Genomic DNA, 7,075 nt, shown 5'->3' with positions numbered 1-7,075 from the left:
GATTTCCGGCCGGGCCCGGACCCCCCCCGGGGGGGGCGGGGGGGGGCGCCCGTCGAGGCGGACCTCGACGTCTCGGTGAGCGGTATGTGGGCGCTGCGCGAGGTCACCGAGGCCGCCCGGCGGGCGGGCCGGCCCGCGCGCGTGCAGCTCAAGGCCGACACCGGCCTCGGGCGCAACGGCTGCCAGCCGGGCGACTGGGCCGCACTCGTCGCGGCGGCCGGGCGGGCGGAGGCCGAGGGCCTGGTCCGGGTCACCGGCCTGTGGTCGCACTTCGCCTGCGCCGACGAGCCGGGGCACCCGTCCGTCGCCGCGCAACTGGTCCGTTTCCGGGAGATGGTGGCGTACGCCGAACGGGAGGGCCTCAGCCCCGAGGTGCGGCACATCGCCAACTCGCCCGCCACCCTCACCCTCCCCGAGTCCCACTTCGACCTCGTCCGCACGGGGATCGCGCTCTACGGCATCTCGCCCAGCCCCGAGATCGGCACCCCGGCCGACTTCGGGCTGCGGCCGGTGATGACGCTGTCGGCGTCGCTGGCCCTGGTCAAGCAGGTGCCCGGGGGGCACGGCGTCAGTTACGGCCACCGGTACACCACCCCCGGCGAGACCACCCTCGCCCTCGTCCCGCTCGGTTACGCCGACGGCGTCCCGCGGCACGCCTCGGGGACCGGGCCGGTGCTGATCGGCGGGAAGTGGCGGACCGTCGCCGGACGGATCGCGATGGACCAGTTCGTCGTCGACCTGGGCGGCGACGAGCCCGCGCCGGGGACGGAGGCCGTGCTCTTCGGACCCGGCGACCGGGGCGAGCCCACCGCCGAGGACTGGGCGCAGGCGGCGGGGACCATCGCGTACGAGATCGTGACCCGGATCGGAACGCGCGTTCCGCGCGTCTACGTCGGCGAGGAGCCGGTACGGCACGGGGCGGCGGCCGAGGCGGACAGGCCGGCCGGGAACAACCCCGCGAGGAAAAGGTGAACGGGGAACCAGACGGGTAACCCGCCCGGGGGACCGTCCCGGCAGCACCCGCGGCGCCGGGCGGCCCGAGGACGCCGGCGGCCCCGGCGCACCACCTGGCCCGGCCGAGCGACCCGGCCCGCCGGCGAACGACGATGATCCGGCGCACGACGACGATCCGGCGAAGAGGAGCGGTACGTGAGCGAGAGCAGTGCGGAGAGCGTCGTCGTCGACGCCGCCGCGGCCGTCGCTTCCGCCACGGGGGTGGCCGGAAACTGGCGCAGGGTGACCGGCGTCGCCGGCGCCGCCATAGGAGTGCTCGCCGCCGGCGCGGCCGCCGGCGTCGCGATAGAGCGGATGACCGTCGGCCGGGGCATGCGCAGGAAGGCCCGGCTCGCCCTGGACTCGGCGGGGCCGTACGGCGCGCTGCGCGGCACACCCGGACGGGCGTACGCCGACGACGGCACGGAGCTGTACTACGAGGTCGACGAGGTCGACGAGGTCGAGGCCGAGGAGGGCGTGTCGCCGCGGCGGCGCCGGCTGTTCGGCCGCAAGGCGCCCGCGCCGGTCACCGTCGTCTTCAGCCACGGCTACTGCCTCAGCCAGGACTCCTGGCACTACCAGCGGGCGGCACTGCGCGGCGTCGTCCGCACGGTGCACTGGGACCAGCGCAGCCACGGCCGGTCCGGGCGCGGGGCGGCGCAGGTCCAGGAGGGCGCGCCGGTCACCATCGACCAGCTCGGCCGGGACCTGAAGGCCGTGATCGACGCGGCCGTGCCCGAGGGGCCGGTGGTGCTGGTCGGGCACTCCATGGGCGGGATGACGACGATGGCCCTGGCCGCGCAGTACCCGGAGCTGATCCGGGAGCGGGTGGTCGCCGTCGCGCTGGTCGGCACCTCGTCCGGCAAGCTCGGCGAGGTCCACTTCGGGCTGCCGGTCGCGGGCGTCAACGCGGTGCGGCGGGTGCTGCCGGGCGTGCTGCGGGCGCTGGGGCAGCAGGCGGAGCTGGTGGAGAAGGGGCGGCGGGCCACGGCGGACCTGTTCGCCGGGATCATCAAGCGGTACTCGTTCGCCTCCCGGGACGTGGACCCGGCCGTCGCCCGGTTCGCCGAGCGGATGATCGAGGGCACCCCGATCGACGTGGTCGCCGAGTTCTACCCGGCGTTCACCGACCACGACAAGACCGAGGCGCTCGCCTGTTTCGCGGATCTGCCGGTGCTGGTGCTGGCCGGGCTCAAGGACCTGGTCACGCCGAGCGAGCACAGCGAGGCCATCGCCGATCTGCTGCCGGACGCCGAACTGGTGCTGGTGCCGGACGCCGGGCACCTGGTGATGCTGGAGCACCCGGAAGTGGTCACCGACCGGCTCGCCGACCTGCTCACTCGCGTGGGCGCGGTGCCGGCAGGGGCTACCGTGGGTGGCTATGGAAGCACCAGCGGCACCGCACAACCCGGCTGAGACCGAGCTGACCGTCCACTCGCCCGACCAGATGCGCGACCTCGGCCGCCGGCTGGCCAAACTGCTGCGCGCCGGAGACCTCGTCATGCTCAGCGGGGAGCTCGGCGCGGGAAAGACCACGCTGACCCGGGGGCTCGGCGAGGGACTCGGCGTGCGCGGGGCGGTCACCTCGCCGACGTTCGTCATCGCCCGCGTGCACCCGTCCCTCGGGGACGGGCCGCCGCTCGTCCACGTCGACGCCTACCGCCTGGGCGGCGGGCTGGACGAGATGGAGGACCTCGACCTCGACGTCTCGCTGCCGGAGTCGGTGGTCGTGGTGGAGTGGGGCGAGGGCAAGGTCGAGGAGCTGACCGAGGACCGGCTGCACGTCACCATCCACCGGGCCGTGGGGGACACCACGGACGAGGTCCGGCACGTGACGCTGACCGGGGTCGGGGAGCGCTGGGCGGCGGTGGGCCTGGGGTCGCTGTCGGCCTGACGGCGCCGAAGCCCGGGCGGCGGACCGCCGGAGATTTTCGGCGGAGGTTCCGACAAGACGTCGGCAAGATGTTGCGCCCGGTGTCCGGGACGTGGTCACATGGTAGCCAGCCTGCAGTTAGGTGTACCTAAGTTACCCTCGCCCACCTCCGCCCCGGCCCTCAGGAGGCGTCCATGTCGACCACGGACCGCACGCCGCAGCCACGGCCCGTCGCGCCCGCCGGGGTGTCCATGCGCGATCTGCTGGCGTCCTGCGCCGCCGCGAACGCCGTCTCCACGCCCCCGCGCGCCCCCGAGCCCCCGGCGCCCGTCCGGCGCGTGGACCACCGCGAGGCGGCGTAGCGCGGACGTCCGGCCGGCGGCGGGTCAGCGGATGACGACCACCTTCTGGCCGATCGTGGCGAACTGCCACATCGCGTCCCCGTCCTCGCGGGTCTGCCGGATGCCCCCCGTCCGCACCGCCGGGTCGGGCGGGGCGGCCGAGCTGTCCGTCGCCGCGCTGAAGCCGATGACCACGCCGTCCACGCTGGTGAAGCGGACGACGTGCTCGACGGGGATGCCGTCGGAGCCCGTGGTGGCGCCCGAGCGGGACATCACCGCGTAGGTGCCCGGCGCCGGGTCGACCGCGCTGGGCATGACCCTGAAGGTGCGCTGGACCGTGTTCCGCGGGCCGACCAGCCACACCCGGTCGTCGTCGAGCGAGTACACGACCCGCTCGCCGGTGCCGGAACCGCCGGGCAGCGCGGTGGGGTTCCGGCTGTCGCGGGGGGCCTTGGACGCGGTCACGACGGGGGAGGCGCCGGGGGCGTCGGGCGACGCGCCCAGCTCCGCCGGGACGGTCGCCGCCGCCTGGTAGGCGAGGAAGGCGACCGCCGTGAGGGCGGCCGCCGTCAGCCCGGTCACGATTCCGGCGCTGGTGCTGGCCACGGCGCCCACCTCCGCGTCGTCAGTCCTGTCGGTCCTGGCAGATGATTACCTCAGGTGACGGTAGCAGTACGCAGCGGAGCGGCCGGCGTGGTCGCGCGCGCCGCCGGGCGCCGTGTCGGGGCCGCCGCGGGCCGGGCGGGCCACGGCGTCAGCCGCCGGTCACGAGGAGCCGTAGGCTGTTTGCGTGCTCTTGCTCGCTCTGGATACCGCAACCCCCGCCGTGACCGTCGCCCTGCACGACGGTACGGACGTCATCGCCTCGACGAGCCAGGTGGACGCCCGCCGGCACGGTGAACTGCTGCTCCCGGCCGTCGACCGCGTCCTGGCCGAGGCCGGGCTGAGACTCGGCGCCGTCACCGGGATCGTCGTGGGGATCGGCCCGGGGCCGTACACCGGGCTGCGCGTCGGGCTGATGACCGCCGACACCTTCGGGCTCGCCCTCGGTGTGCCCGTGCACGGCGTGTGCACGCTGGACGGCCTCGCCTGTGCGGCCGACATGGAGGGCCCCTTCGTCGTGGCGACCGACGCCCGGCGCAAGGAGGTCTACTGGGCGCGCTACGCCGACTCCCGCACCCGCCTCACCGACCCGGCCGTCGACCGTCCCGCCGACATCGCCGAGCAGGTCGCGGGCCTGCCCGCGGTCGGCGCGGGCGCGCTGCTGTACCCGGACGCCTTCCCGGTCGCGCACGAGCCGGAGCACGTGTCCGCCGCCGCCCTCGCCCGGCTGGCCGCCGAGCGGCTGGACCGGGGCGAGGAACTGCCGCCCGCCCGGCCGCTGTACCTGCGCCGCCCGGACGCCCAGGTGCCCAGGAACTACAAGGTGGTCACCCCGAGGTGACCGGGCCCGTGACGCCCGTGCTGCGGGAGATGCGCTGGTGGGACATCGATCCCGTACTGGGGCTGGAGCGGGAGCTGTTCCCCGACGACGCCTGGTCGCGGGGCATGTTCTGGTCCGAACTCGCCCACGCGCGCGGCCCCGGGGCCACCCGGCGGTACGTCGTCGCCCAGGACGGCGACCGGATCGCCGGGTACGCGGGGCTCGCCGCGGCCGGCGACATCGCCGACGTCCAGACGATCGCCGTCGCCCGCGCCTACTGGGGCACCGGTCTCGGCGGGCGGCTGCTGACCGAACTGCTGCGGGCGGCGACCGCGTTCGAGTGCGCCGAGGTGATGCTCGAATGCCGGGTCGACAACGTCCGCGCCCAGAAGCTCTACGAACGCTTCGGCTTCGAGGCCATCGGCGTCCGGCGCGGCTACTACCAGCCCGGCAACGTGGACGCCCTGGTGATGCGCCTGACCGACCCAGCAACCTCTGTACAAGGAACCGAGATCCGACATGGCTGACGAACCCCTGGTCCTGGGGATCGAGACCTCCTGCGACGAGACCGGTGTCGGCGTCGTGCACGGCACCACCCTGCTGGCGGACGCCGTCGCCTCCAGCGTCGACGAGCACGCCCGCTTCGGCGGCGTGGTGCCGGAGGTCGCCTCCCGGGCGCACCTGGAGGCGATGATCCCGACCATCGACCGGGCGCTGAAGGACGCCGGGGTGAGCGCGCGCGACCTCGACGGCATCGCGGTGACGGCCGGTCCGGGGCTGGCGGGCGCGCTGCTGGTCGGCGTGTCGGCGGCGAAGGCGTACGCGTACGCCCTCGGCAAGCCGCTGTACGGCGTCAACCACCTCGCCTCGCACATCTGCGTCGACCAGCTGGAGCACGGGCCGCTGCCCGAGCCGACGATGGCGCTGCTGGTGTCCGGCGGCCACTCCTCGCTGCTGCTCTCCTCCGACATCACCTCCGACGTGCGGCCCATGGGCGCCACCATCGACGACGCGGCCGGCGAGGCCTTCGACAAGATCGCCCGGGTGCTGAACCTCGGCTTCCCCGGCGGCCCGGTCATCGACCGCTACGCGCGCGAGGGCGACCCGGAGGCGATCGCGTTCCCGCGCGGTCTGACCGGCCCGCGCGACCCGGCGTACGACTTCTCCTTCTCGGGGCTGAAGACGGCCGTGGCCCGCTGGATCGAGGCCAGGCGGGCGGCCGGGGAGGAGGTGCCGGTGCGGGACGTGGCGGCGTCCTTCCAGGAGGCGGTCGTGGACGTGCTCACCCGGAAGGCCGTACGGGCCTGCAAGGACGAGGGCGTCGACCACCTGATGATCGGCGGCGGTGTCGCCGCCAACTCCCGGCTGCGGGCGCTGGCCCAGGAGCGGTGCGAGGCGGCCGGCATCCGGCTGCGAGTGCCCCGGCCCAAGCTGTGCACCGACAACGGGGCGATGGTCGCGGCGCTGGGCGCGGAGCTGGTGGCGCGCGACCGGCCGGCGTCCGGCTGGGACCTGTCGGCGGACTCGTCGCTGCCGGTGACCGATCCGCACGTGCCGGGGCACGGCCACGACCATGTGCACGAGGTCAGCAAGGAGAACCTGTACCCATGACGGTCGCAGTGATGTGGGAGGCGCGGGCGGTGCCCGGGCGCGGGGCGGACCTGCTCGCCTGGGCCCGCGAGCAGCGGCTCGTGCCCGGCCCGCTGCGCCGCGAGACCTTCCGCGCACCGCAGGACCGGGTCCTCGTCATCACCTGGTGGGACGCGGCGGGCGACGCCGAGCTGCCCGAACTGCCGGAGCCGGACGGCGAACTGGTCACGCGGGCGGTCCACCGGTGGCGGTTCGAGTCGGTGGGTGAGGGATGACGGGGGTGCGCGCGGGTCGTCGGGGCCTCTCGGGGTGATGATCCCGCCGGTGTGGGTGGGTCGTCGGGGTTCGTCGGGGTGATGATCCCCCCGGGTGCGCGCGGGTCGTCGGGGTTCGTCGGGGTGATGATCCCCCCGGGTGCGCGCGGGTCGTCCGGGCTCCTCGGGGTCGTGATCCCGCCGGAGCCGTCGGCCGTGCCCGCGCGCGGGTCCACCGCGCCGAGGAGCCCCGCTCCACCCGCCGGGCGTGCAGCACGTCGGGCCGCTCGTCGGGCCCGCCGTCCCGCCGCGCCGTCCGGGCCCGCGGAACACCGGCTTCACCGGCGAGGTGACCATCTCCTGCGTGGGCGCCTCGCTCTCCTCCTGGCGGGCCGAGTGGACGTACGGCGCGGGCCGGCGGATCACCCAGGCCTGGAACGCGCAGTGCGCCCGGAGCGGAGCAACGGTCCGCTGCACCTCCGCGTCCCACAACGGGACCGTCCCGAACGACAGTTCGGTCACCTTCGGTTTCAACGGCTCCTGGAGCGGCGGCAATCCGTCACCCAGCGTGACACTGGGCTGAGAAGTCTGAGATTTTCCG

At 74.9% G+C, this 7,075-nt stretch carries 9 protein-coding genes and 1 pseudogene; 9 read left to right on the top strand and 1 reads right to left on the bottom strand.

The features are described from left to right. The 4 genes from alr to ACFF45_RS02335 all read left to right on the top strand — a co-directional run. On the top strand, positions 1-972 hold a 972-nt coding region (gene alr, locus ACFF45_RS02350), incomplete at its 5' end, for an alanine racemase (RefSeq protein WP_381341188.1). Positions 973-1,149: 177 nt separating this feature from the next. Continuing rightward, entirely contained in the window at positions 1,150-2,409 is a 1,260-nt protein-coding gene (locus ACFF45_RS02345) for an alpha/beta fold hydrolase (protein WP_381341185.1), read from the top strand. Then, positions 2,375-2,887 (top strand): tRNA (adenosine(37)-N6)-threonylcarbamoyltransferase complex ATPase subunit type 1 TsaE, encoded by a 513-nt coding sequence (gene tsaE, locus ACFF45_RS02340; RefSeq protein WP_381341182.1) that lies wholly within the window; start codon positions 2,375-2,377, stop codon positions 2,885-2,887. Before ACFF45_RS02345 ends, tsaE begins: the two co-directional genes overlap by 35 nt. Positions 2,888-3,060: 173 nt before the next feature. Next, complete coding sequence (locus tag ACFF45_RS02335) at positions 3,061-3,228, top strand: hypothetical protein (RefSeq protein WP_381341178.1); 168 nt, start codon at positions 3,061-3,063, stop codon at positions 3,226-3,228. 24 nt (positions 3,229-3,252) lie between these two features. Here ACFF45_RS02335 and ACFF45_RS02330 read toward each other — a convergent pair whose 3' ends face one another. After that, a complete protein-coding gene (locus ACFF45_RS02330) occupies positions 3,253-3,813 on the bottom strand; it encodes a hypothetical protein (protein ID WP_381341176.1) in 561 nt (186 codons plus the stop codon). Between the two features lie 184 nt (positions 3,814-3,997). Between ACFF45_RS02330 and tsaB the strand changes: the two genes are divergently transcribed. The 5 genes and pseudogenes from tsaB to ACFF45_RS02305 all read left to right on the top strand — a co-directional run. Beyond that, positions 3,998-4,651 (top strand): tRNA (adenosine(37)-N6)-threonylcarbamoyltransferase complex dimerization subunit type 1 TsaB, encoded by a 654-nt coding sequence (gene tsaB / locus ACFF45_RS02325; protein ID WP_381341173.1) that lies wholly within the window; start codon positions 3,998-4,000, stop codon positions 4,649-4,651. Continuing rightward, the gene (rimI, locus tag ACFF45_RS02320) at positions 4,648-5,157 is read left to right on the top strand and encodes a ribosomal protein S18-alanine N-acetyltransferase (RefSeq protein ID WP_381341171.1); all 510 of its coding nucleotides are present in this window, start codon (positions 4,648-4,650) and stop codon (positions 5,155-5,157) included. The genes tsaB and rimI overlap by 4 nt, the downstream gene beginning before the upstream one ends. Next, complete coding sequence (gene tsaD, locus ACFF45_RS02315; RefSeq protein WP_381341168.1) at positions 5,150-6,241, top strand: tRNA (adenosine(37)-N6)-threonylcarbamoyltransferase complex transferase subunit TsaD; 1,092 nt, start codon at positions 5,150-5,152, stop codon at positions 6,239-6,241. Before rimI ends, tsaD begins: the two co-directional genes overlap by 8 nt. Beyond that, complete coding sequence (locus ACFF45_RS02310) at positions 6,238-6,495, top strand: hypothetical protein (protein WP_381341166.1); 258 nt, start codon at positions 6,238-6,240, stop codon at positions 6,493-6,495. The genes tsaD and ACFF45_RS02310 overlap by 4 nt, the downstream gene beginning before the upstream one ends. A 307-nt stretch (positions 6,496-6,802) precedes the next feature. Beyond that, a pseudogene (locus ACFF45_RS02305) lies at positions 6,803-7,057 on the top strand (cellulose binding domain-containing protein); the annotation flags it as partial. Positions 7,058-7,075: the final 18 nt, after the last annotated feature.

The organism is Streptomyces cinereospinus (genome assembly GCF_042430725.1).
In the GTDB taxonomy this organism is placed as follows: Bacteria; Actinomycetota; Actinomycetes; order Streptomycetales; family Streptomycetaceae; genus Streptomyces; species Streptomyces cinereospinus.
Note: the sequence above shows the minus strand (reverse complement) of the source record. Positions and strands in the feature narration are given on the sequence as shown.

Coding starts and splice junctions, on each gene's coding strand:
- tsaE (WP_381341182.1), top strand. CDS start 2,375: ATGGAAGCACCAGCGGCACCGCACAACCCGGCTGAGACCGAGCTGACC.
- ACFF45_RS02310 (WP_381341166.1), top strand. CDS start 6,238: ATGACGGTCGCAGTGATGTGGGAGGCGCGGGCGGTGCCCGGGCGCGGG.
- ACFF45_RS02335 (WP_381341178.1), top strand. CDS start 3,061: ATGTCGACCACGGACCGCACGCCGCAGCCACGGCCCGTCGCGCCCGCC.
- tsaD (WP_381341168.1), top strand. CDS start 5,150: ATGGCTGACGAACCCCTGGTCCTGGGGATCGAGACCTCCTGCGACGAG.